Annotated in this window: 25 protein-coding genes; 6 read left to right on the forward strand and 19 right to left on the reverse strand. The window is 45.1% G+C overall.

Annotated features, from left to right (window positions below):
• Window positions 1–90: 90 nt before the first annotated feature.
• The 14 genes from FFM64_RS03985 to purE form a co-directional block, all read right to left on the reverse strand.
• A complete protein-coding gene (locus FFM64_RS03985; RefSeq protein ID WP_137606704.1) occupies window positions 91–621 on the reverse strand; it encodes a DUF3278 domain-containing protein in 531 nt (176 codons plus the stop codon).
• Complete coding sequence (locus FFM64_RS03990; RefSeq protein WP_137606790.1) at window positions 611–814, reverse strand: helix-turn-helix transcriptional regulator; 204 nt, start codon at window positions 812–814, stop codon at window positions 611–613. Before FFM64_RS03990 ends, FFM64_RS03985 begins: the two co-directional genes overlap by 11 nt.
• Window positions 815–1028: 214 nt before the next feature.
• The gene (locus FFM64_RS03995) at window positions 1029–2186 is read right to left on the reverse strand and encodes a 5-methyltetrahydropteroyltriglutamate--homocysteine S-methyltransferase (protein WP_137606705.1); all 1158 of its coding nucleotides are present in this window, start codon (window positions 2184–2186) and stop codon (window positions 1029–1031) included.
• Window positions 2187–2554: 368 nt separating this feature from the next.
• Complete coding sequence (gene purD, locus FFM64_RS04000; protein ID WP_137606706.1) at window positions 2555–3790, reverse strand: phosphoribosylamine--glycine ligase; 1236 nt, start codon at window positions 3788–3790, stop codon at window positions 2555–2557.
• A gap of 18 nt (window positions 3791–3808) precedes the next feature.
• Window positions 3809–5341, reverse strand: coding sequence for a bifunctional phosphoribosylaminoimidazolecarboxamide formyltransferase/IMP cyclohydrolase (gene purH / locus FFM64_RS04005; RefSeq protein WP_137606707.1), 1533 nt, complete (start codon window positions 5339–5341; stop codon window positions 3809–3811).
• Window positions 5341–5919 (reverse strand): phosphoribosylglycinamide formyltransferase, encoded by a 579-nt coding sequence (purN, locus tag FFM64_RS04010; RefSeq protein ID WP_137606708.1) that lies wholly within the window; start codon window positions 5917–5919, stop codon window positions 5341–5343. The genes purH and purN overlap by 1 nt, the downstream gene beginning before the upstream one ends.
• Complete coding sequence (gene purM / locus FFM64_RS04015; RefSeq protein WP_137606709.1) at window positions 5912–6937, reverse strand: phosphoribosylformylglycinamidine cyclo-ligase; 1026 nt, start codon at window positions 6935–6937, stop codon at window positions 5912–5914. The genes purN and purM overlap by 8 nt, the downstream gene beginning before the upstream one ends.
• Entirely contained in the window at window positions 6938–8389 is a 1452-nt protein-coding gene (purF, locus tag FFM64_RS04020) for an amidophosphoribosyltransferase (protein WP_137606710.1), read from the reverse strand. It lies immediately after the preceding gene.
• On the reverse strand, window positions 8374–10593 hold the full coding sequence (gene purL / locus FFM64_RS04025) for a phosphoribosylformylglycinamidine synthase subunit PurL (RefSeq protein ID WP_137606711.1): 2220 nt from the start codon (window positions 10591–10593) through the stop codon (window positions 8374–8376). The genes purF and purL overlap by 16 nt, the downstream gene beginning before the upstream one ends.
• Window positions 10586–11263, reverse strand: coding sequence for a phosphoribosylformylglycinamidine synthase subunit PurQ (purQ, locus tag FFM64_RS04030; RefSeq protein WP_137606712.1), 678 nt, complete (start codon window positions 11261–11263; stop codon window positions 10586–10588). Before purQ ends, purL begins: the two co-directional genes overlap by 8 nt.
• A 6-nt stretch (window positions 11264–11269) precedes the next feature.
• Entirely contained in the window at window positions 11270–11521 is a 252-nt protein-coding gene (gene purS / locus FFM64_RS04035) for a phosphoribosylformylglycinamidine synthase subunit PurS (protein ID WP_137606713.1), read from the reverse strand.
• Window positions 11521–12258: a phosphoribosylaminoimidazolesuccinocarboxamide synthase gene (gene purC / locus FFM64_RS04040; RefSeq protein ID WP_137606714.1), complete on the reverse strand. Its 738-nt coding sequence runs from the start codon at window positions 12256–12258 to the stop codon at window positions 11521–11523. Before purC ends, purS begins: the two co-directional genes overlap by 1 nt.
• Window positions 12258–13388, reverse strand: coding sequence for a 5-(carboxyamino)imidazole ribonucleotide synthase (purK, locus tag FFM64_RS04045; RefSeq protein ID WP_137606715.1), 1131 nt, complete (start codon window positions 13386–13388; stop codon window positions 12258–12260). The genes purC and purK overlap by 1 nt, the downstream gene beginning before the upstream one ends.
• The gene (gene purE, locus FFM64_RS04050; protein WP_137606716.1) at window positions 13372–13854 is read right to left on the reverse strand and encodes a 5-(carboxyamino)imidazole ribonucleotide mutase; all 483 of its coding nucleotides are present in this window, start codon (window positions 13852–13854) and stop codon (window positions 13372–13374) included. The genes purK and purE overlap by 17 nt, the downstream gene beginning before the upstream one ends.
• A 453-nt stretch (window positions 13855–14307) precedes the next feature.
• Between purE and FFM64_RS04055 the strand changes: the two genes are divergently transcribed.
• Window positions 14308–14502 (forward strand): hypothetical protein, encoded by a 195-nt coding sequence (locus FFM64_RS04055; RefSeq protein ID WP_137606717.1) that lies wholly within the window; start codon window positions 14308–14310, stop codon window positions 14500–14502.
• A 427-nt stretch (window positions 14503–14929) separates the two neighbouring features.
• Here FFM64_RS04055 and FFM64_RS04060 read toward each other — a convergent pair whose 3' ends face one another.
• The 4 genes from FFM64_RS04060 to FFM64_RS04075 all read right to left on the reverse strand — a co-directional run bounded on the left by FFM64_RS04060 (window position 14930) and on the right by FFM64_RS04075 (window position 18858).
• Entirely contained in the window at window positions 14930–16237 is a 1308-nt protein-coding gene (locus FFM64_RS04060; protein WP_137606718.1) for an NADPH-dependent oxidoreductase, read from the reverse strand.
• Between the two features lie 15 nt (window positions 16238–16252).
• The gene (locus FFM64_RS04065; RefSeq protein WP_137606719.1) at window positions 16253–16861 is read right to left on the reverse strand and encodes an NADPH-dependent FMN reductase; all 609 of its coding nucleotides are present in this window, start codon (window positions 16859–16861) and stop codon (window positions 16253–16255) included.
• Between the two features lie 164 nt (window positions 16862–17025).
• Window positions 17026–18051, reverse strand: coding sequence for a lipoate--protein ligase (locus tag FFM64_RS04070; protein WP_137606720.1), 1026 nt, complete (start codon window positions 18049–18051; stop codon window positions 17026–17028).
• 15 nt (window positions 18052–18066) lie between these two features.
• On the reverse strand, window positions 18067–18858 hold the full coding sequence (locus tag FFM64_RS04075) for a tyrosine-protein phosphatase (protein WP_137606721.1): 792 nt from the start codon (window positions 18856–18858) through the stop codon (window positions 18067–18069).
• A gap of 188 nt (window positions 18859–19046) precedes the next feature.
• Between FFM64_RS04075 and FFM64_RS04080 the strand changes: the two genes are divergently transcribed.
• Together FFM64_RS04080 and FFM64_RS04085 are read left to right on the forward strand one after the other, a co-directional pair.
• The gene (locus FFM64_RS04080) at window positions 19047–19685 is read left to right on the forward strand and encodes a carbonic anhydrase family protein (protein WP_137606722.1); all 639 of its coding nucleotides are present in this window, start codon (window positions 19047–19049) and stop codon (window positions 19683–19685) included.
• Window positions 19686–19703: 18 nt separating this feature from the next.
• Window positions 19704–20513, forward strand: a complete 810-nt coding sequence (locus FFM64_RS04085) for an alpha/beta hydrolase (RefSeq protein WP_137606723.1) — start codon at window positions 19704–19706, stop codon at window positions 20511–20513.
• A gap of 266 nt (window positions 20514–20779) precedes the next feature.
• Here the strand turns inward: FFM64_RS04085 and FFM64_RS04090 are convergent, their stop codons facing one another.
• Window positions 20780–21754, reverse strand: coding sequence for an asparaginase (locus FFM64_RS04090; RefSeq protein WP_137606724.1), 975 nt, complete (start codon window positions 21752–21754; stop codon window positions 20780–20782).
• 896 nt (window positions 21755–22650) lie between these two features.
• On the opposite strand from FFM64_RS04090, the gene FFM64_RS04095 reads away from it, so the two are divergent.
• From FFM64_RS04095 to FFM64_RS04105, 3 genes are read left to right on the forward strand one after another with little or no spacing between them, the layout of a single operon-like run.
• The gene (locus FFM64_RS04095; protein WP_137606725.1) at window positions 22651–23409 is read left to right on the forward strand and encodes an ABC transporter ATP-binding protein; all 759 of its coding nucleotides are present in this window, start codon (window positions 22651–22653) and stop codon (window positions 23407–23409) included.
• Window positions 23410–23427: 18 nt separating this feature from the next.
• Window positions 23428–25218 carry an FtsX-like permease family protein gene (locus tag FFM64_RS04100; protein ID WP_137606726.1) on the forward strand — a complete coding sequence of 597 codons (1791 nt, stop codon included), beginning with the start codon at window positions 23428–23430 and terminating at the stop codon, window positions 25216–25218.
• A gap of 22 nt (window positions 25219–25240) precedes the next feature.
• Window positions 25241–25519 carry a hypothetical protein gene (locus FFM64_RS04105; RefSeq protein WP_137606727.1) on the forward strand — a complete coding sequence of 93 codons (279 nt, stop codon included), beginning with the start codon at window positions 25241–25243 and terminating at the stop codon, window positions 25517–25519.
• Window positions 25520–25547: the final 28 nt, after the last annotated feature.

Below are 25547 nucleotides of genomic sequence, written 5' to 3' on the forward strand. Positions count from 1 at the left end.
CTGTTTCAATCATATGAACACTAAAAAGGATTCAGAAATTCATCAAAAATTTCTGAATCCTTTTTAGTTATGCCTTGAACGATTGTTAAATTAATTTTGTTTCTTTAACCGAAATAGTCGAATCAAGCCCATCCAGAGACCAAAGAATATGCCACTGAACACTGCATTCCGAATATTACCGGCTAGGCTTAAAACATCAAAAAAATTACTACCAGCTATCATCACATCAATCACGCCAGACAAAACATACGTGGCAACGCCAAAGTAGACGCCCAGCCCAAGTGCCTGCCAACCAATTTTTCGACGTGCTTGCCTAATTGATGGCTGTCCAACTTCTTGATCCGTCAAATGCGCCCGATGACTAGCAATCATCACATAAGGCGCAATGATTCCCAACGAAAATAAGACATTCGCCAGTATCAAACCGACTAAAGCTTCATAGGGTGATTGCATTCCCCACACCCCGGCGATGGCGGTGGCAAAAATCATGAAGATAAAACTAGCTAAGAAGGCATTCGTGCTGATTCGCCCCACCACTTGACGCTTATATTCATCGTAATTTCCCGTAATGCCAAAGAACCATTTGACCACCAAATCATGTAAACTTCCCCTATTTTTCATGCACTTGTCCCTCCCAAAATAGCTGATTAAGATCTGTGTGCAATACTTGCGCCAAACGAATACAAAGATCGAGTGATGGATTATATTTGTCGTTTTCGACCAGATTGATGGTTTGACGTGCAACCCCAACCGCCTGTGCTAACTCAAATTGGGTTAATTTTGCTGCCTTACGATAATCTTTCACCCGATTCAACGCAATCACTCCTTTTAAAATGTCATATATATCTGACATCTAAAGTCTAACAGCTACGGTACAAATGTCAACTATATATGACATTTAATGGCAAAAAAAGAGTCTAGAATAAAATTCCAAACTCTTTTATGACTTCAAATATTCATCGTTCCCGTTTTCCTAAGCTATACTCAGTGGCAACCGGTCTTTCATCCACTCTCTGATCATTGGTTAATTAGTCGCCCCAAACTTCTTCCGCAATCGATTTGACTAAAGCAATCTTCGCCCACTGCTGTGCTTCAGTTAAAACATTACCTTCTTCAGTTGAAGCAAACCCACATTGCGTGCTTAAACATAGCCGATCCAATGGAATATATTGAGCCGCCTCATGAATGCGATCAATTACTGTTTGACGGTCTTCCAAGTCACCGGATTTAGAGGTCAATAAACCTAAGACCACGAGTTTGTTATCACTGACCAATTTCAATGGTTCAAAACCACCCGCGCGGTCACTGTCATATTCAAGATAGTAGGCTTTGACATTTTCCCGATTGAACAAGGGATCAGCCACGGAATCATAACCACCGGCGGATGCCCAAGTTGAATGGTAATTACCACGACAAATGTGCGTATTAATAGTCAAATCAGCCGGTAAATCCTTGATAGCTTCATTATTCACTTCCAAATACAATTGTTTATTCTGATCCAGCACTGCATCGTTACGGGCTGAGACTTCCCCAGTTTCAGCGCCTTTAGCGTGGTTACCAGCTAACATGCCCCAAGTACAATCATCTAGTTGAATCGTCCGTGCGCCCACGGCGTATAAATCTTCAATGACTTGATGGTAGGCCGCCGCTAAATCTTTAACAACCGCCGCATCGGTCGCATAGACTTGCCGCAATGCCGCCACATTTTCTGGCCGTTGTAATTCTGCTAAACATTGGGCTGGCGCAGGAATGGTTTGCTTGATTTGCGTGCCAGCGCTGACATGGTCACGGACAAACTTGAAATGTTCAACAAACGGATGGTCGGCGCCAGTAATTTTGCCACTAACATAAGCTGATTCCGCCCGGGTTTCTTCGTCATGGAAAACGTAGCCTTGTTCAAGTTGCTTCTTGGTGATTCCTTGCAAGCCCCAGAAAAAGTCTAAATGCCACCAGCTCCGACGAAATTCACCATCGGAAACAGCTTTTAGCCCCGCCGCTTCTTCTTTTTGAATCAAATCAATAATGGCCGCGTCTTCAACCTTTTTGAGTCCCGCGGCATCAAGGTCACCCTTTGCAAATTGCGCGCGAGCAGTCTTTAATGCGGCTGGTCGTAGAAAACTCCCCACGAAATCATAGCGAAATGGTGAAGTGGTCCGATTAGAAAATATTTGTGTTGTTGTCGTCATAATAAAAGCCCCCGTCAAATTTTGTTTTAATCATAATCAAAAAAATCGCCCCTTCTAACCACCAATGTGATTAAAAGGGACGATTTGACTGCGCGTTACCACCCTAACTTCGCTAATTGCTAACACAATTAGCCTCAACGGTACCGATTGATACCTGGCAAGCTAACGGTTGCAACCGGTCAGTCAGCGTGAACCGCCTGACATGCTCAGAGCTCATCTTCACCCTCAGCTTAAGACCCGTTTCCACTCCTCGGGCTCACTGTACTTAAGCATAAGACCTACTCTTCTCTTCAACGCAAATATGAGATTACGATTAAATGATGATTAAACTATAAGTCGATTTTTCATAATTGTCAAGAGACTTTCTATTACTTTTGTACTAGTCCTTTAGCACCAATATCATGACGATAGACCAACTCACCCGTTCGTAACTGGGCTAGCTGCGTATAAACCGCCTGCTGAGCTGCTGCCAAATTATGGCCGTGTGCCGTCAACATCATCAAACGACCACCGGCGCTCACCAAGGCCTCTGGCTTTCCAGCAACACTGGCATAGTAGGCACCAACAACTGTCGGCACTGGTACGTCAGCTTTAGTTGGACCCGGATACCCAGGCGCAGCCAAAACTACTCCCAGATAAGTGTCGCTTGTTTGCCAGCGGACACTTGGTTGCCGATGTTTCAACAAGTCACAGATCAACTGATAAAAATCGCTCCGCAGTTGCGGCAATAAGATTTGTGCTTCGGGATCACCTAACCGCAAATTGTATTCAATCACTTGCGGCCCTTGTGGCGTTAAAATGCCGCCAACATAAATGACACCCTCAAAGCTCAGACCATCCGCTTTAAGACCTGCAATGGTTGGTTCAATGATGGTCTTCACGGTCTGCGCTAATATCGCGGGCGTCACTTGTGGTACCGGCGAATAGGCACCCATCCCACCGGTATTAGGACCACGATCATCGTCCAACAATCGCTTATGATCCTGCGCTGTTGGCAATAACACATACTTATCACCACCGACCAAGACCATTTGCGAAAATTCAAATCCCGCCACATAATCCTCGATCAAAACCGTATCAGTGGTGTTGAACGCCTTGACCAGGGCCGTTTCTGCTTCGTCACGAGTCATCGCAACCGTCACGCCTTTACCAGCGGCTAAACCATCAACCTTAATCACTTGTGGAACCACATGTTCACGACTATAAGTAATCGCACTCGTCAATTCACGAAACAGACGATAACCAGCTGTCGGAATTTGATGACGCGCCATGAATTGCTTCGCAAAAACCTTTGAACTTTCAAGTCTTGCCGCCGCTTCGTTTGGTCCAAAAACAGCTAAGCCAGCTGCTTGAAAGGCATCAACAATTCCCGCTGCCAGTGGAGCTTCTGGACCAATTACCGTCAGTTCAATCGCATTTCGACGGACAAACGTTATGAGCGCTGAAAAAGCCATTTCATCAATCGCAACGGTCTGGATACCATCCAATGACATGCCTGGATTGCCTGGGGCACAGTAGACTGTCTCGACTTGAAGACTCGCTAACAATGCTTTGGCGATGGCGTGTTCACGCCCGCCATTCCCCACAACTAAAACTTTAGCCATGTCTTGCCACCCTTTCGCTTAATGTCTGAAGTGTCGAACGCCAGTCGTGACCATCGCAATGCCATACCGGTTGGCCATATCGATAGAATCCTGATCTTTGATACTGCCACCAGGTTGAACGATGGCCCGAATGTCATGTTGCGCGGCAAATTCCACACAGTCATCCATTGGGAAGAAAGCATCGGAAGCAAGAATCGCGTTCTCGTAACCTGGCTTACTCATGGCTTTTTCAATCGCAATCTTGGTCGAATCGATTCGGTTCATTTGACCTGAGCCAACGCCTAATGTTCGGTCAGCAGTCGTGACCACAATCGCGTTACTTTTGACATGTTTAACCACTTGTTGGCCAAACGCTAAGGCTTTTAACTGGGCATCAGTGGGTTGGGTCGTCGTCACAACTGTAAAGTCTGCCGGTGTTTCAAAGGCTTGATCGACTTCTTGACGCAATAACCCACCGCCAACGGAAATGGTTTCAAATTTATCCGCTGTATGGGCCTGATCAAAGTTGACTGTCAATAAACGGACATTCTTCTTCTTGGCTAAGACCTCAAAGGCATCCTGATCAAAGCTAGGGGCAATAATAATTTCCAAAAAGATCTTGTGCATCTTTTCTGCGGTTGCTAAATCAACTGGGCGATTCAAGGCGATAATACCGCCAAAAATAGAAATCGAATCAGCCGCATACGCTTTATCCCAGGCCGCTTCAATCGTGTCTCCCAGTCCCACGCCACATGGATTCATGTGTTTCATCGCCACAACTGCGGGTGCGTCATATTCACTAACCATGTGTAGAGCAGCGTCTGCGTCTTTTATGTTGTTATACGACAATTCTTTCCCGTGTAATTGGGTCGCACCGGTGATTGAAAATGGCGTTGGTAACGCATTTTCATAGAATGACGCCTGTTGGTGACTATTTTCACCATAACGGAGCGCTTGCTTCTTGTCATAAGTGAGCGTTAATTTGTCAGGAAATTCATCCGTCGTCAAATATTGCGCAATCAACGCGTCATAGCTAGCCGTATGTTGGAAAACTTTGGCAGCCAGACGTTGACGCAGTTCTGGTGTCACCGAATGCGCCTGCAAATCGGCTAAAATTTGGTCATAATCGGCGGGATCAACAATTGGTAACACTGCCGCAAAATTCTTGGCTGCTGAACGTAACATTGATGGACCGCCGATATCAATTTGTTCAATGGCTTCTGCTTGCGTTACATCTGGTTGTAAAATAGTTGCCTTGAATGGATATAAGTTCACCACGACCATATCAATTGGCGTAATCCCAGCTGCTTTTAGTTGGGCCATATGATCAGGTAGGTCGCGCCGTGCCAATAGCCCAGCATGAACTTTAGGATGTAACGTTTTAACCCGACCATCTAACATTTCTGGGAAACCAGTCACTTCTTCAATCCCAATCACTGGCACACCAGCTGCTTCTAAAGCTTTTTTCGTTCCACCAGTTGAAATCAATTCATAATCGAGTGCCACTAACCCTTTTGCAAAATCAGTCAATCCTTGTTTATCAGAAACACTTAATAAAGCTCGCTTTGTCATTAGATAGCTCCTTCATTGATGAGTGATTGTAAAACGTCTGGATAAAATTGATGTTCTGTTTGATGTATACGCGCCGCCAACGTTTCAATGGTATCTTCCGGCTTTACCGGAACCTGCCGTTGCCCGATAATTTGTCCCGTATCGATCCCGGCATCAATAAAATGAATCGTGACGCCAGTTTCCGATACACCGGCAGCAAAAGCATCTTCGATCCCGTGCCGACCTGGGAATTTAGGCAACAACGCTGGATGAATATTAATAATTTTATGCGGATAAGCCGTTAATAATGTTTGACCGATAATCCGCATATATCCTGCCAGTAAGATGGCATCAATCTGATGCCGTTGTAACGCTGATAAGATAATGGCTTCAGCCGCCGCTTTATTCGCATAATCGTGAAAATTGACCACTAGGACTGGAATCTGATCGGCTTGCGCCTTTTTGATCACCGGTGCCGCGGCTTCATCACAAACTAACAACGCAATCTCGGCGGCAATCGGCCGGGTTTGAATCGCTTGTTGTAGTGCGACAAAATTAGTCCCATTTCCAGAAGCAAAAATCGCAATCTTTTTAAGCATGGGACGCCTCCTGAAAAGTCACCGGCTCGCCATGATCCGTCACTTGACCAACTTGATAAAATACTTGCTGTTGTTGCGTCAAGCTAGCGGTCACAGTCGCCAATTGGTCGGGATGCACAATCAAAACCATCCCTAAACCTAAGTTAAAAGTCGATCTCAAATCGGTCGTTGATAAGTTTCCAAGTTCACCTAAGAGCGACATGATCGGCGGGATCGGCCAAGTACCGACCGTAAATTGTGCCGATAATCCAGTCGGCAAAGCTCGCGCCACGTTCTCAATTAAACCGCCCCCCGTAATATGGGCAATACTAGCAACACACTTTTGTTGCAGTAACGGTAAGATTGCATCGACATAAATCTGAGTTGGCCGTAACAATTCTGTCTTCAAATCATGACCTAATTCTGGAAAAACATGGCTCAACTCAAACTGATGTTGCTTGAACAAAATATCTCGTACTAAACTAAAGCCATTAGAATGCAGCCCATTCGATGGTAATCCGATCAGAATATCACCGGCTTGGACGTTCTCTGGACTGAGTAAGTCAGCCTTATTAGCGATACCAACTGCAAAACCGGCGAGATCATAATGGTCCTGACCATACATATCTGGCATCTCGGCCGTTTCACCACCAATTAAGGCAGTTCCGGCTTGCTGACAGCCAGCGACAACGCCTTGCAAAATTGCCTTCACCCGGTCGGTATCGGTATGACCAAGCCCTAAATAATCCAAGAAGAATTGTGGCTTAGCACCCTGTGCCAAAATATCATTCACACACATTGCCACTAGATCAATCCCAATTGTGGTGTGCTGATTGGCCGCAATCGCAACCAGTAACTTGGTACCGACCCCGTCCGTACCTGCCACTAAAACTGGCTCGTTGCCAACTGCCTCGGCAGCTAACGGAAACAGGCCTCCGAAAGCACCTAGTTGGGCGTTACCACTCAGCTTCTTGACTTCTTTTAAGACTTCATAACCGGCATTTAGGTCGACGCCGGCTTTTTTATATGCGTCGCTCACCTAATCACCCCTCGACTGTTTGGCCTGTAACTGACGTTGTTCTTCATCATATTCTGCTTGGTAATCATACAGTGGTGTTGGGTAATCACCGTTAAAGTAGGCCATACATAAGCCACCATACGGCGCATCAACTTTTAACCCAACCGCATCAATGACGCCCTGTTCACTCAAAAATCCTAGGGAATCAGCCCCAAAGGTGTGACACATTTCAGGAATCGTCTGTTGCGCCGCAATCAACTCTTTGGTCGTTTGAATATCGATCCCATAAAAACATGGGAAACGTAATGGTGGCGATGCGATCCGTAAATGAACTTCTTTCGCACCGGCATCCTTAAGCAGCTTCACAATTCGGCGGCTAGTTGTACCCCGTACAATTGAATCATCAATTAAGACGACCCGTTTGCCAGCGACAACGCCCTTAACTGCCGACAACTTCATCCGCACACCTTGTTCACGCAATGCCTGGGTGGGTTGAATGAAGGTCCGTGACGAATATTGATTCTTAATCAGACCCATTTCATACGGTAAGCCACTGGCCTCCGCGTATCCAGTCGCCGCCGACAAGGATGAGTTTGGCACCCCAACCACAATATCAGCGTCAACCGGTTGTTCTTTTGCCAACGCAGCTCCCATTCGTTTACGAGCAGAATGCACATTAACGCCATGAATATCGGAATCAGGGCGAGCAAAGTAAATATATTCCATTGAACAAATCGCTAACTGCGTATCCGTGGTGTAGTGGTCAATTTTCAAGCCTTGATCATCAATCGTCAGTAATTCACCAGGATGAACATCTTGAATGAAGGTTGCCCCAACCGTATCTAAGGCGCAAGTCTCGCTACAAACGACGTACCCACCGGTGGGTAATTTACCCACTACCAATGGCCGAAAACCATTCGGGTCTAAAGCTGCGAACAGTCGATCATTGGTTAACAACAAGTAGGCGAAACCACCATGTACTTGGCGCAATGCATCTTTCAACTGATCAGTTAAACTGCCAGCTGGACTGCGCCGAATCAAATGCATCAAAATTTCACTATCGGAACTCGCATGGAAAATGGCGCCATTTTGTTCCAGATTCCGTCGCAATGAAACGGCGTTCGTTAAATTGCCGTTATGAGCCAAGGCAAACTGGGAATCACTGAAATTAAATTCTAATGGTTGAATATTTTCAACCCCATGATTGCCAGCCGTTGCGTAACGGACATGACCCACAGCCGCTTCACCAGTTAGTCGAGCTAATCGGGCCGGGTCTCGGAACACATCCGCTAATAAACCCAAGCCGCGTTCCGATTGCAACTCACCATGATCATTAGCGGTAATACCGGCACCTTCTTGACCGCGATGTTGTAAAGCATGCAAGCCAAAGTAGGTCAGTTGGGCCGCATCCGGGTTCCCCCAAACACCAAAGAGCCCACACTCTTCATTTAACCCTTTTACTTCAGTAGGCATGGTAAGGCTCCTTCCCATAACCGTTTTGCAAAATCGACCTTGATATCAAAATTTTGATCAGCGGTTTCAATAAATAATCGATTATCTGCGGTCGTAGTTCCGAGATAGGTCGCATAGGGTTCCATCAAGTTTTCAAAGGCTGCACGCTTGGCGGCTGTCACGGAAATCACGAATCGTGATTGTGTTTCTGAGAAGAAATTGGCGGCTGGCAAGTCACTCTTCAGGTTAACGCCAAAACCATTGCCAAAACAGGATTCTGCGATGGTCGTAATCAGCCCACCTTCTGAAACGTCATGGGCACTGGCAACGAGTCCTTTTTGAATCGCTCGTAATAATAAACGTTGGTTTTGATTTTCAGTAACGAGGTCAAACTCAAAGAGTTCTCCTGAAATCGTCCCCGTTAACATTTTTTGTAATTCGCTGCCGTTAAAGTCCGCGCCAGTTTCACCCAGCACATAAACCGCGTCGCCAGCTTGTTTGAAGTCTTGGGTCGTAATGTCTCGTTGATGTTTGATCAACCCAACCATCCCGATCATTGGCGTTGGATAAATTGGATCGCCATTTGATTCGTTGTTTAACGAGACGTTGCCAGAAATTACCGGCGTATTGAACAGTTGGCAAGCCCGTGCAATTCCCATTGCGGACTCATCTAAATCATAAAATTGATCAGGTTTTTCCGGATTACCATAGTTTAAGCAATCCGTAATACCAAGTGGTTGTCCACCAGATGCCACAATATTTCGGGCGGCTTCGGCAACGGCAATTTCACCACCGACACGTGGGTTCAAATACAGATAACGACCATTAACGTCTGTCGTCATCGCTAAAGCTTTATCTGTGTAACGAATCCGAATGACCCCAGCATCAGAACCAGGCTTAACCACAGTGTTAGTTTGAACCTGCGAATCATACGTGTCATAGAGACACTTTTTCGAGGCAATCGTCGGTTGTTGCAATAATTTTTTCAACGCACCGGTCGCATCCACAATTCGTGGCATAAATTGATGATGACTTTGCTTGTTCAAACGACTCGGCCGTTTCTTTTCCCGTTGGTAAACCGGTGCTTTCGTCGCTAACGCATCGACTGGAACATCTGCAACCAAATTGCCATGATGGAATAACTGATATTGATGTCCATCCGTGACTTTCCCGATGGTAACCGCGTCAAGACCATACTTGTCGAAAACTTTAGTAATTTCGTCCTCTGACCCAGCTTTGACACAAAGCAGCATCCGTTCTTGTGATTCTGACAACATTAATTCAAAGGCCGTCATATCACTTTCACGTTGGGGCACTAAGTCCAGGTTTAATTCCAGGCCACTTCCGGCCTTGGAGGCCATTTCAGCGGACGATGAAACTAACCCAGCCGCACCCATATCTTGAATGCCAATCAAGACATCGCGATGCTCATGAATTACTTCCAGGCAGGCTTCCATCAATAATTTTTCCATAAATGGATCACCAACCTGAACTGCGGAACGTTGTGAGGCTTTCGCATCGTTGAATTCGGCTGAGGCGAAGGAAGCCCCATTAATTCCGTCACGACCAGTTTTGGCCCCAACATAAATAACGGCGTTACCGATCCCCGTTGCCTGCCCTTTTTGAATATCCGCTTGATTCAAAATACCGACACACATTGCGTTCACAAGCGGATTTTTTTGGTAACTTTCATCAAAAACAGTATCGCCACCAACGGTTGGAATCCCAATACAGTTCCCATAGCCACCGATTCCAGCGACAACCTGTTCAATTAAGTATTTGGTATGAGCGTCATTCGGTTCACCAAACCGCAAACTGTCCAATAAGGCGATTGGCCGGGCACCCATTGAAAAGATGTCTCGAATAATTCCCCCAACACCTGTCGCCGCGCCTTCATAAGGTTCAACGGCTGATGGGTGATTATGACTCTCGGCCTTAAAGACCACGGCTTGACCGTCGCCAATATCAATAATCCCGGCACCTTCACCAGGACCTTCCAGGACTTGCTCACCTTGCGTCCAGAACTTTTTCAGCACTGGTTTGGAATTCTTATAAGAACAATGTTCGCTCCACATCCCAGAAAATAGCCCAGTTTCCGTATAATTTGGCAACCGACCTAGGACTTTTTCAGCAATCAGCTGATACTCCGCATCTGTCAGCCCCCATTCTCGATAAGCTTGACTGTCGCGCAACGCTTCTGGTGTTAACTCATTATTTTTAAGCATGGGTAACCTCCTCGCGATGCGCTAACAGTGACTTAAAGATGCCAAGACCATCCGTTGATCCCAGAATGGCTTCCACAGCACGTTCTGGATGGGGCATCATACCCAAGACATTTCCTTGGCGATTGATGATCCCAGCAATATTAGCGACACTCCCATTCGGATTCGTCACGTATTCAAAGACGATCTGATTGTTGGCTTGCAATTCCGCTAAAGTCGCTTCATCACAATAGTAATTGCCTTCGCCATGCGCAATTGGTAACTGCAAATGTGCTTCAGTGGCGTAGTCACTCGTGAATTGCGTCTCAACATTGCGAACAATTAACTCACTCGTCTCACAAATAAATTGTGCTGAACGATTGGCTTGTAAAGCCCCAGGTAACAGGCCAGCTTCGGTTAAAATTTGGAAACCATTACAGATTCCCATAACTGGTTTACCACTGGCAGCAAAAGCTTTTACCGCCGTCATAACTGGTGCAAAGCGCGCAATCGCACCACTACGTAAATAATCACCGTACGAAAACCCACCCGGCAAGATCACGGCATCATAAGACGTTAAGTCCGTCGTGGTTGCGGGCACTAAATCTGCGTCAGCCTGCAAAATATCGCGTAACGCATTGACCATATCGTGGTCACAATTGGACCCTGGAAAAACAGGTACGGCAAATTTCATGGTCGCTTACGCCTCCATCTCAGTAATTTCGTAACGATAACTTTCCATATTCACATTGGCTAACAAACGATCACACATTTCATCGACTTCTGCCTCAACCGTCTTTTTACCGGCGGTCAGTTTGATTTCAAAATATTTACCTAATTCAACGGAATCGACATTAGTGTAGCCGAGACGATGTAGCGCATCATGCACCGCTTCACCCTTTGGATCTAAAATTGATTCTTTATAGGTCACATAGACTTTTGCCAAATACATTATTGTTGGCTCCCTTCGACAGTGGCTAAACGTGCCAGCACTTCTTGATAAACCGTTGTTAAATCGCCAAGATTTTTCCGGAAAACATCTTTATCAAGAGACTTTTGCGTTTTTTCATCGACTAAACGACAGCTATCGGGTGAAATTTCATCGGCAAGTAAGACTTGACCGGTAGTCGTCAGCCCAAACTCAATCTTAAAGTCGACGAGTTGCACACCCATTTCGGCAAAAATGGCTTGTAATCGTGTATTAACGAGTAATGCTTGACGCTTCATCTCCGCCACCACTTCGTCGCTAGCAACTTTGAGAGCTGCGACCTGCGAGTCATTGATAAAGGGATCATCAAGCGCATCACTTTTATAGAAGAATTCCAAAACAGGTGTTTCAAATTTAGTCAAATGAGCGACGGCAAATTTTCGTTCAAAGCTGCCGGAAGCGGCATTGCGCACGACCGTTTCCAACGGAATCATCTTGACGCGCCGGACTAATTGGACATACGCAGAGGGTTGATCAATAAAATGGTTGGGAATGCCGTGTTGGGCGAGATCTTTAAAAATCAAGCTAGAAATTCGATTATTCAGTAAACCTTTTTGATCAATAGCGACTTTTCGTTTGCCATTCAATGCCGTTGCTTGATCCAAATACTGAACCCATAAGACCTCAGGATCGTTGGTCGCATACATTTCTTTTGCTTTACCGGTATAAAGTAACTCGCCTTTTTCAACTGCCGTCATAATTATTGTTCTCCCTTCAACTGTTGTAATGCCTGTAATGCTTGGTCAACGTTCGGATCTAAGACCGTAACGTGGCCCATTTTCCGTTGTGGTTTAATCTCAGCCTTACCATAATCATGAAAATGCCATTCCGGATGATTAATTAAGTTTTCCCGAGCAACAGTTAAATCTGCCCCCAATAAATTGCGCATGACTGCTGGTTCAAACTGTGTCACTGCTGGGATCGGTAAACCGCAAATACTACGAATATGTGCTTCAAATTGAGAAATATTGCAAGCTTCAATGGTGTAATGACCAGAATTATGTGGCCGAGGTGCTAGTTCATTCACTAGCAAAGTGTCATCTGGTAAAACGAAGAATTCAATTCCCAAAACACCGCGCAAGTTCAAGGCTTCTGCAACGGAAACGGCAATTTTTCGAGCGGCCGCATGAACAACTGGCCGCACATTTGCTGGTGCAATGGTCGTGTGTAAAATGTGATGTTGATGTCGATTCTCGACAAGTGGAAAGGTGGTCACCACCCCAGCCGCACTTCGTGTAACCATGATTGAAACTTCAACCCGAAACTCTTGGCGCGCTTCTAAAATACAAGGGGTTTCAATCAATTTGAGTGCCGCTAGTGTAACTTTTGATTCGGATAAGTCGGTTTGACCATGGCCGTCGTAGCCACCCGCAATCGTTTTTAAGATGGCCGGCGTGCCGACACGCTTCAAAGCATAATTAAGACTCTGCTCATCGTTCACTGGCGCAAACGGCGTGACCGGAATACCATGATCGTGTAAAAATTGTTTTTCATTGAGGCGATTGCCGGTGATGTGTAAAAGCTCGGTGCCCTGTGGTAACTGTGCATACTTTTGCGCTGCAATTAAAGCCGCTTCATCCACATTTTCAAATTCATACGTTAACACGTCGCTTTGTTGGGCTAACATAATCAGGGCTGATTTATCTTGGTAATCTGCCGTAATTTGAAAATCTGCGACCTGGGCCGCTGGCGCGTGGGGTGTGGGATCAAGCACCCCAACATGATAGCCCATTGCCTTAGCACTGAGCGCCATCATTTGCCCTAACTGCCCCCCACCGACAATTCCGATGGTTGCTGGCGGTAAAATTGGCTGATTAGAATTGCTGTTCACTTTGTTCAGCCTCCTGCCGTTGTTGTTGCCGAAAGTTAAGTACCGCGTGCTGAATTTTCTCATCTTGTAGTCCTAATATTTGTGCAGCCATTAAGGCGGCATTTTTCGCACCAGCTTCACCAATCGCCATCGTTGCGACTGGCACACCGGCAGGCATCTGAACAATCGATAGTAAGGAATCAACGCCGTTAAGTACGCGCGTTTTAATTGGCACACCAATGACTGGTAACAACGTATTGGCAGCTAACATGCCTGGCAAGTGGGCAGCACCACCCGCGCCTGCAATAATTAATTGCAACCCGCGTTGGGCAGCTTCTTCACCGTATATTTGTAAGGTTGCCGGCATTCGATGTGCTGAAATCACTCGGCGCTCATAATCAATGCCAAGCATTGTGAGTTGCTGAGCAGCTAATTGCATCGTCGGCCAATCTGAAATTGACCCCATCACTAAACCAACTTTCGCCATCTCAATCCTTCTTTCTTTGTTTTCATCATAAGTTTAACAACCTCGTTAGTTACTGTCAACGAATTTCTTAACTTTATCTATTAATTAACGTTTTAATGTTCGTGTTATTTAAAAACAGTCTTAATCATCTCTAGCTTAACATTATTAAATTAATATCTGTTTTGTCAGCATTTTGTTCGGTTACCGGCCAAATGAACAGTTAGAGAACGTTTATCGGGTATAAATAGATTTATCATTAAATTCCGAACTTTGTAAATTTCAGCACCAATTGGTATTTTTAATACTGAATTCGCCAACCACTGAGTTTAAGTTAACTAACATCATTTGAACGGAAAGCCCACACAAATCAGCCAAAAACCGATATTTTCGATTTACAGCGGCTTAAAACCGAACTAAACTGCGGATGTTTCATTAAATCATACACACCAGCCTTACGCTAAAGGGGGCACAATCATGCAATTTAAGCATCCAGTAACCTTTTATCGCTCCATCGCCTTTTGGTTCGGTCTCATTTTTGTTTGGGTCGCCATCTTCGGTTTTCCAAAAACAATGGTAACCGTTGGGGATATCTTCACGTATCCAATTATTTTCATCATTGCTATCGCTAGCATTCTCTCCGCCATCTTCCAAAAGAAAAAGAAGTATTAACCGATTAGACACCAAAACAGGCAGGCAACCCTCATCGGTTACCTGCCTGCTTTATAAACATAATTCTTACTCATCAATGCCGCCTACCGGTTGGCCTGAAATCGGCTGGAACGTGATGGCCACATTTGGAAGCCAAGGTACGGTCTTCCAAGCCGGGCTTTATCTAAGACGGAAAATCACCGTCCAAGATAAACAACACCACTGAGCCAATTTCAGACCGCCCGACGCTAAACTTGCCTTCTAATCTGTGTTTAGCCGAGAGGTTGGAAACTAAAATGCTCAGCCATGAAATTGGTCTTAGCGCGGGTGCTTTTCCCGCACTTAGACCAAGGTCGGCTTTGGAGACCGCCCTTTGGCTCCAAAACGGCCCATGGCGTTCCAGTATTTTAGTTTTCAACCGGTAGGCGGAAAATTAAACAAGTTCAACTCAGTTATCGTTGCCAGAAGCACCTGAAATACTGTCTACTTCCGGTTCGACTGGTTCGGGATCCGCTGACGCACCGGATACTTCATCCGGTTGTTCAGGCACAGCATCTGCCGAGGCACCCGACACACTGTCTGGCTTGGTATCAGCACTTTTAGCAGACGCACCTGAAATGGCATCCGCTTTCGCATTCGGATCTTTGGCCAACACTTGACCGGTATGTGCTAAATAGTATTTAACGATTGGCAAAATATCGAGGACAAATTCATTAATCCCTTTATAATCCCCTTTGGCATCATGCATGGCTTGATAATAATGCATAATGTACTTTTCGGGTCCATTTCCTGGTACAGGTAACTTGAACAAATCCGTCTTACCCGTGCGCAACATATGAATCACTTGTTGTACATGTGGAATAGCCCGCTTTGGATGACAATCAGCCATTGGATTGCCAGCTTGAGCTGGGGTCCGAGCAGCCATCATATCTTTAGCTTCCGCATTGTGATTATAGTAAATAAATTGATTATTCGCATCGGCATACGTTAATTCCATCGGCATCGAATTCAAGAAATAATTCAATTGATTAACGGTCAAAACACCCCGATCCAGCTTGACGTAGTCGTCACCGGTCGCTGCATTCGTTTTAGCCGCAGCTTGTTCGACCCAATCAGCCGCGTGCATATTCACGCCTTCAATCGTCGTTTCAACTTTGCCATGTGCTTCCAAATCTTCTGACTTCCAGCTATCGTCTTCGGCTGGGCCATTCATCGTATTGATCACTTTGACAAATTTAACGAACTTTTCAAGCGTTTCCTTTAAAAAGCTAACTGTACGTGCATCTTTTAAATTATGCTGATCATCAAACGCCTCTTTAACTTCACCTAATAAGAATTCGTTTCCCGGCATGACAATCGCATCGACACCTGGTGATTCCAAAATCTGGCGTAAGTTCAACTGTGCACGTGAAGAGCCTTGGTCGTAGTATGAAGCACCAACAATCATCACTGGCTTGCCAGACAGTGGATGAATCTTAAAAGATAGCCATTCAATGACACTCTTTAACGCTGCGGTAATCGTATGATTGTGCTCTGGTGTGGCAATGATCACACCGTCTGCTTGTTTGATTTTATGACTGAGATACTGGACCGCGTCACTATCCGTCTGGTCATCACTTTGATTAAACATCGGCACATCTTGAATATCCAAAATTTCAACATCCACCGTGTCACTAAAATGTGTCGCAATGAATTTTAATAACAGCCGGTTGTATGATTTATCAGCAACAGAACCGGCAATTCCAACTAATTTCATGTCAAAAACTCCTCTCTAAAGCTTGTCCCAATTCACATTCTGAACTTCTTTTCGGTTAGCTTCATTGGCGTGATTCAATTCAGCCGTAATATCAACGAACGTTTGAAAATCTGTGAATAGCCCAGTCAATTTCGCCAATTTTTGCTCATCCACCAAATTACCATCGGCATCAAAAGCTTGTAACGAGTGCCCTAATAAGAATTCTGAACTAGGCATGATTCGTGCTCGCAATTCTGGTGAGTCCAAAATCTGACGTAAATGTGCCTGAGCACGCGACGTGCCTAATGAGCCGTATGACGCCCCAATAATCATGACCGGCTTATCCACAAAGGGATGAATATGAAATGACAACCACTCCAGCGCATTCATTAAAACCGCTGGTGCCGAATGATCATACTCGGGAGTGCTAATAATCACGCCATCCGCTTGGTCAATTTTTTCAGCAATCGCGGTGGCTGCCGCTGGAACTTGTTTATTTTCTGGCTTATTAAACATCGGTAAATCTTTAATTTCAACCAGTTCAATCGTTGCTTGCGCCGCAAAATGTTTTTGCATGAATTGTAATAACGTTCGATTCGTCGATTCATCTGAATTGGTCCCGACGATGGCAATAAACTTGTGCATTTTCAAGAACTCCTTTTTAACGGCCTAATTGCTGCTTGATATAAAATAGTTATCGTTAATGATATTGTAAACGATTTCACGAATTAAATCAAAGTAAGTTTAACTTCATTATCAACGCTTTTTCAAAAAAAGATTGCCAACAACGACAATCTTTTTTTAGGTCACTATTTAGTTGTTTCACCTTGTTCAACTAACAAGCTAATCAACTCATTACGATCAATTTGTCCAAAATACAACTGTAAGTCCAGATCCGCCAGAGCTGCGGTCACAGCCGTGCGAGTATATTTAACCCCTTTTAGCCGATCTAGGACCGTTTGAACAGGTTGTGAACCGAAGAAGTCACCGTAAACTGTCAAATCCGCAATTCGACCGTTGGCGATATTGAGTCTAAAATCAACCGTACCAGCCGTAAAATGCCGCCGATGCTGGATTTCAAAGGCTGGCGATTGACCATAAATCCAATCCCAATTTTTGAAGTAACGCTGATTTAAGTCAGCCACTCCGGCTCGAATCGTATCATCTAACGGATAGGTCTTCGCGTCGGCTAAATCGGACACACCTAAAATTTCACGAGCTAACCGATCTCTGAATTCCTCAATCGTTAAGTTCTGATAGGCCGGTGCCAAGTACGGCCGCAAGTTAGTCACCCGACTACGCACCGATTTGATACCTTTAGAGGCCATTTTATCTGCCGGCACAGTTAAGGCCTTAGCAATCTGAGACTGATCCACATCATACATCAACGTGCCATGTGAAAACATCCGACCATTTTCCACATGCATCGCATTGCCAGAAAACTTTTTACCATCGATCAGCAAATCGTTGCGACCGCTCATCTCGGCCCCAGTCGCGCCCATCGCATGCAATGCCTTGAGTACTGGTGCCGTGAAACGCTTGAAATTGCCAAAGCCGTCACCATCATCTTTAGTGATGAAGCTAAAACTGACATTCCCAAGATCATCAAAGACCGCACCACCACCAGAGGTTCGGCGCGTCAAAATAATCTTTTGCTGCTCAACATACGCCTGATTAATTTCGGCCAACACATTTTGGTAGCGGCCGACAATAATACAAGGTGAATTGATATAGAAGTATAAAATTGGTTCGGATAAATCGGCATGAGCCATTAGATAAGTTTCAATGGCTAAGTTCGTCCGAATATCGTGACTAGGACTAGTTAAATAACGCATGCTGTCACTTCCTGATTAATCTAAATATAACTCGCGTAATCGTAAAATTTCTGTTTTAGTTAACTTTAATTCAGTCCGCAAATAATGTTCAATATTACCGGATTGATGTTTGATTTCTGAGAGAGCCGTGTCTAAATAGTCATTATCAACTGACCAGAGTGCGCGAATACTTTCTACCGTCTCAGCACTGACACCTTGTTTTTTGGCATCCGCCACCACGCTGTCAATTCGTTCGGCAGAAGCTGAGTTAGTTAATAAATAATCGGCCCGAATCGTTTCAAGGTCAACACCCAGTGCCGTTAACAAATATACTGCCCCCATCCCTGTCCGGTCTTTACCGGCAGTACAATGGAACAAGAGCGATTCACCTGGTTGGTCATTGGCTAATAAAGCGTCAAAGAACCGGCGATATTCGCGCTTGGCATGATTTTCAGTCACGACCATTCGATAAACCTTGAGCATGTGACGATAACCACTATCTGGATGATTTTCAAGATCCGCCGCCATTTTGTCAGTGCCGTCAGAGTTCTTGGTTTCATCTACGTTAAAAACGGGTGCATATAAGTATTTGGCCCGACCAGGAACTCGGTCAGGTGTATCTAAAACTTCTTGTGGTGACCGGAAATCCACATCGTAACGAACACCGTACTCGTCCAAAAATTTCAAATCTGCTTGTGTTAAACGATCTAAGCCGCCACTCCGAAGCAATTTATGCCATTTGATATGATGACCATCTTTCGTTGCATAGCCACCTAGTTCGCGAAAATTAAAGCCTTGTTGAATTGGTAATAATCGTTCATTTGCCATGAGTCCTGCCACCTATTCTATGAATTTAACGACGAACTGACGTGTTTGATTGCTTGTTAGTCCGTCTAAGCTACTTTCTATTCTAACATTGTGACGCACGTGATTTGATAAAAAGATTCATCATTAATTGACAAAGTCGGCCACCGTGAGAAAATAGAGAGTAAGACATCATTTACGGAGGTTTTTTCATGACGACATTAGACTATTCAACCCAAGCTGACTGGCAATCCGTCGGCGGCAATCAGCAATCCCCAATTAATATTGAAACCGCCAACACCACTGCTTCACAATTATCTGCCATCAGTTGGCGTGGCTTGTACCAAGCAAAAACGATTATCGGTACCGACACAACGCTAGAAGCAACTGGTACTGGCATGGCCTATTTAAATGACCGTGATTTCAACTTTGATCAAATTCATTTTCATACCCCGGCCGAACATTTAATTGACGGGCAGGCCGCGCCAATTGAATGGCATCTCGTCCATCGCAGTGCAACCGGACAGCTTGCAGTCGTCGCTATTTTTGGTCGCATCGGCAAGCCCAATGCTAGTTTCCAAGGATTATTGGATCAATTTACGCCAGCCACTAGCCATGCGTTAACTGAACCAATTAACCTAACCGAACTATTGCCCGACACCGGTACCGTTTACCACTACCTTGGCTCATTAACCACGCCACCATTGACCGAGACCGTTGAATGGTATATCTGCGCGGATTCGGTCATGATTGGTGAAAAACAATTAGCCGCTTACCAAAACTTATTTGGTCCTAATAACCGCCAAGTTCAGCCTTTAAACGACCGCCCAATTATCGCTGAACGGCTCTAATCAAACGAGGTGTAGCCCATGCCCAAAAAGCTTAAATGGGGATTAATTGTCTGCATTGCTTTTCTCCTATCAATTATCGGTTTAGGGTTGGTCACTCAATTGCATACTGACCAAGCCAGTCATGTCATTACTGGTCAAAAACGGCCACTAATGTTGATTGCTGGTAGTGATAGTCAGCGTGATGACTTCGACCAGATGATCAAATCTTTGAACGGATCACAACCACACCCAGTCATTAATGTGACCGTCGACAAGGACTTAAACGTCACTGCCACAGAAACCCGCGTCAAGCACTCCCAATTTAATGACAGCTTTATTGTGATTTTTTTCGAGAACAGCGCGGATACCAACGACACCATTATTGAACAAACTAAAGGGTTAGCAAATGCGGTCACCTATTTGCAGAAGCATTACAAACTCACAACCGCCAACGCTCTAGGCTATTCAAATGGTGGCCTGATTTTCACCCGTTATCTTGCAGGGATGGCGACTTCGAAGCCATTAGCAATCCGTGATTTAATGCTAGTCGGGACACCATTCTTAGGCACTAGCGAATCACAACCGGATGAGACACTTTTTAAGCCACTGTTGGCTAAAAAGTCCCACTTTAAGTCGCTACACACCGTTCTCAATATTGCGGGCGACGCGGGCGATGGTGACGATCACGTGGTACCACTGACCAGCGTCACTGCTGGGAGCAAGCTATTTATGAACGAGAGTCATCGCTATAACGCCATGACCATTAATCAAAAGAACATCAACCACGGCGACCTCTTAAAAGAACACTATCTAGCACGATTGGTACGTCAAAATCTATTAAATCAATAACACGACTAAAAATCGAGAGTGGGACAAAAGGCGGTCTGCTACCGAGCATAGCCCAGAAAGTCGAATGATTGGCATTTTCAATCGTTCGACTTTCGTAGCTAAGCGGAGGTCGCAGCCTTTTGTTCCACGTTTCGGCTATAAATATTAGGAACAACAAAAAGAGCCTGGGGTTTTGTCCCAGACTCGATTTTTTTACTATTATGTTAATAGACTGACTTGAACCAGTCCCTCGTCGGCATGTTACCGGTAGCAACCGGAAATGTTTCTTATGAGTTAGCCGTGGCAACAAACCGCGCTAATTCATCTGACGACATGCCGGCACTTACGCCGACCAATAGCTTGATGCGCGCCTTTTGACCATTCAAGCCTTGGCAGAAAATCACGCCCATTTGCTTCAATTGAACCCCGCCGCCTTCGTAGTCATACACATCCTGTGCAATTCCGTTAAAACAACGTGATACTAAGACAACTGGAATCCCCATGTCTAACAGTTTTTGTACAGCTGGTAAGGTTGCTGGTGGTAAGTTGCCGGCCCCTAAGGCTTCAATGACTACCCCGTTGGTCGTTGGTTGGGCGATAGCGTCAAACAATTCTGGTCCCATGCCCGCATAGGCTTTGATCAAAAAGACATTGTCTGCGACCGTCCGAATCGGACAAACCGTTGACCGCAATAAGGATTCAAAGAACACCACGCCATGTTTTGCGACCAAACCAATCGGGCCAAAAGTTGGTGTCCGGAAGGTTGCAACATTGGTTGTATGCGTTTTGGTGACGTAGCGTGCCGAATGAATTTCGTCATTCATAACAACCAAGACCCCTTTGTCGGCGGCATCTGGTGTGCTAGCGGTTTGAATTGCCGTTTCCAAATTATGCAATCCATCCGAGCCAATTTCATTGGCAGAACGCATCGCTCCCGTGACAACAACCGGTAATTCATTCGGTAATGTTAAATCTAAAAAGTACGCCGTTTCTTCTAACGTATCCGTCCCGTGGGTCACGACAACACCATCGACGCCTTCACTTGCGGCTTTCGCAATTCGCTGCTTCAATTCCAACATCCGTGCTGGCGTGATGTGTGGTGACGGTAAATTAAACACGTCTTCTGTTTCTAATTGAACTTCCCCACTAAATGGATTTTCATAGCTATCCAAAGGGTTTTGAGCGCCCGGCGCCATATTACCAGCCGCATCTGCGGACATCGCAATCGTCCCACCCGTATGCAACACTAAAATCTTTTTCAAATCGGTTTCCTCCTATATACCCTGCCTAAACTCAGTAAATGTAATTTTAGGCTAGCTGGCGATTGATTGCAATCAAAAGTCGATCAGCATAGATTCACCTTCGTTACGTGGAGTTTTACCACACCCATGATTAACTAAAGATTGAAAGACTCAAAAGTATCACTACTGTAACAGTATCAGTAACTGTTATGTCTAAAATCAACTCACCCAAATTTAGCGCTTCGTCAGTCAAAACCGATGTGCGGTGGGGGACGGTGCCAGCCAAGGTGCGGTCTGACGCCTCAATTCCAAGCCGACAAAACACGTCTTTGAATTGCCCTGCAAGACTAGCCAGCCAAGAACGCCGACTAGTCTTGCCGACACTGCACACCGATTTTGACTGACTCCGCTAAGCGTAATTAACTGATTTCCAGAATCAGCTGGAGGTTGTTGCCGATAACATCGGACGTGCAGGTGGCGTTAGGTCGGCATGTTTTTGCCGGTCTTACACCACGGACGGTCCGGGAGATTTGCGGTTTTAGCAAAGCTTCCGGGCGAGGGTCAAGACGTTCCCAAGGCTTGGGCCGGTCCCTCGTCCGCATGTTATCGGCAACAATCGGAAGCGGTAATATTCGACAAGTTTTCATTACCTGATTGTTGACGTAGTGGTGCAGACCGGTAATTTTTAACTTTCAGCCTTTAGTAATTAACCTAATTACACTCACTAACTAGCCTATTTACCTCCACGTTCACTTTTTTCCAAATCAAGAAATCATTGATAAATTAACGTTTAGCCGCCTAATAGCCGCCAGACGTTGCGAATTTTGTTGACAAAATAATCGGCCACCTTTATAGTTAGTTACATAAGCAACTAACCAAATAACAAACTAAGCTAATTAAAAAAGGAGTTACACATCATGTCAACTACACCAATTATGACCGTAACCAACTTACACAAAACATACGGTAAAGCCGGTTCTAAGCAATACGAAGCTTTAAAAGGCATCAACTTCGACGTCAATGCGGGCGAATTCGTCGGCATCATGGGCGCTTCCGGCTCAGGTAAAACGACCTTACTGAATATGCTCGCAACTTTAGATCAACCCACAAGTGGTGAAGTCACCATCAATCAACAACCCATCACTCATTTAAAAGGGAATCAACTGGCTGATTTTCGGGCCAAGGAAATTGGCTTCATTTTCCAAGATTTCAATCTGCTTGAAACCATGACAGCCTACGAAAACATTGCCTTACCCTTAACGTTACAAAATACAGCTGCTAAAAAAATTAAGCCAGCCGTTGAAACCGTAGCTAGTCACTTAGGCATCGCTGAATTTTTAAACAACTATCCCAATGAACTTTCAGGTGGACAAAAACAACGAGTTGCCGCTGCACGTGCTTTAATCAACGAACCTGCCATGTTATTCGGTGATGAACCAACTGGGGCGCTTGATTCCAAATCGGCTCGCGAATTATTAGATTTATTCACTACCATCAATCGCGAACAAGCTGTCTCCATCCTACTCGTCACCCATGATCCCTTTTCAGCCAGTTATTGCCAACGAATTTTATTCATTAAAGACGGTAAGATTGGTCAAGAATTAAAACGTGCGGACTTATCACGCAAAGATTTTTACCAACAAATTTTAGACACCCTCGGAACATTCGAACAATAGAAAGGAGCCGTTCACAATATGTTAACTAAACTTGCCATGACCGGCTTTCAAAAACGCTGGCGTGATTACTTGGTCTTATTCTCTGGTTTGATCATGTCCAGCGCCATCTTCTACATGTTTGAATCCTTAGCCACTAACAAAACATTCTTGAAACAAAATACCGGCATTAGTATGGTCGGCATCATTTTCCAATTTGGTTCTGTCCTCCTTACCATCATCACCTTGGTTTATATCGGTTACGCCAACTCGTTCCTGCTCAGCATGCGCAAACGTGACTACGGTCTGTTCATGCTAGTCGGCGCCCGCAAAGGTAAAATTGGTCAACTCATTTGGTTAGAAACGCTCTTAGTTGGGGTTACGGCCACACTGTTTGGAATTATCGTTGGGACCTTGCTCACATTAGGACTGAGTCAACTACTCATCAATAGCCTTGGCTTAACTTTGCATCACTTATCCGCTTGGTATTTTCCAGCAGCGTTAACGACACTCTTACTCTACGTTGGCTTGTTCTTACTGGCTGGGTTCTTCAACTTACTGGCCTTAACGAAAACGCCAGCGTTGAAATTATTACACAGTAACGATCAACCCAACCGTCCCAAGTTAAAACCAGCCCGTCAATTAGTTGAAGTTATCATCGGTCTCATTTCAATTGCGATCGGTTACTGGTCAATGGCTAATTTGGACAAGTTACAGATGGCAGGCATTGGGATTGCCTTAGTGACAATCGTTTTAGGCACCTACCTCCTCTTTAACGCGATCTTTGTCTGGCTGGTTGTCTTATCAAAACGCTTGCCATTTGCCAATCGTGGGCTCAATGGATTCACTTTATCGCAATTAAGTTTCCGGATTCGCAACTACACCAAAATTTTATCGATCGTCGCCATGCTCTTCGCATTGGCGCTCGGTGCGATTACAGTTGGGATGGGCTTTCATCGCCAAGTCCCACTAATGGTCAACGGTGGAAATGCCTATGATATGGGTCTGGTTAACGCCACTCATAGTCAACAGCAACAGATCAAAGCGCTAAACCCAACTACCGAAAGCACTTATCGTTTCAAAGTTGGTCCTAAAGCGGTTTACTATCGTGCGAGTGATTTTGACCGCAATCCATTTATCACCATGGATCAGGCTGGTCATAACCAACTCAAGTTTACTACGGCGCATAACAACGCTAAACAATTACTCAAATCACGGACCAGTTATCAACTTAGTGCCTTGCAAGGTAGTGCACAACAACGATTAGGGACCCAGATGTTATCAGACGCGCAATATGCAAAACTGACCCAACCAGAACAACGCTTGACCGTTTTTGCCACACAAGATGTTACAGCGCACACAGCCGCCTTGAAACAGCTCGCTACCAGTCAACGCCACCGCGATGCCGGTTTGACCGGTGAAATGTTGGGTGGTCGTTACACTGGCTACCAACTGATCAATAGCATGTATTCCGGCTTACAATTCATGGGCTTCTTCTTAGGAGTCGCTTTCCTAGCCATGTTAGCCAGTTGCTTAATGTTCAAAATCCTATCGGGTGCCGCCGCGGACCAACACCGTTACGTCATGCTTGATAAGATTGGTACTCGTAAAGCCTTATTGAACGGTGCTTTACGCAAAGAAATTGCTGTCTTATTCATCCTGCCTGGCATTGTCGGTGTCATTCACGTTCTTTTCGGTTTAAAAATGTTTAGTTTCATTATGGTCGGGTCACCTTACACCGGCATCTGGTTACCATTTTTAATTTTTGCGGGACTCTATTTAATCTACTATCTCATCACGGTCCAAATTTATCGGCGGATCGTCTTACAATAACCTTTTGGAGGAGGAATGAATCATGGTATACTTTGGATTAGTCGCTTTATTAATCGTTATTACGCCAATTCATCGTTACGTCTTAGCTAGTCAGAAACAGTTCTGGCTCGGTGGCTTGATGCCATTACTTTGGCTCGCCGCCAACTTGATCACCGCCAATGTTATCGGCTTTGCCCATCAGGATACATTGTTAGCAGTGCTTGGAATGCTGCTACTGGTCTCCTGCTGGATTGCCGCGCGCATTGATCGGACTGAACATCAATTAACCTTGACACGTCACCATAAAATTGCAACCAAATAACGATTAACCCACTGCAATGAGGTGAAAA

This window comes from Lactiplantibacillus daoliensis (assembly GCF_005405005.1).
GTDB classification, from domain to species: Bacteria; Bacillota; Bacilli; order Lactobacillales; family Lactobacillaceae; genus Lactiplantibacillus; species Lactiplantibacillus daoliensis.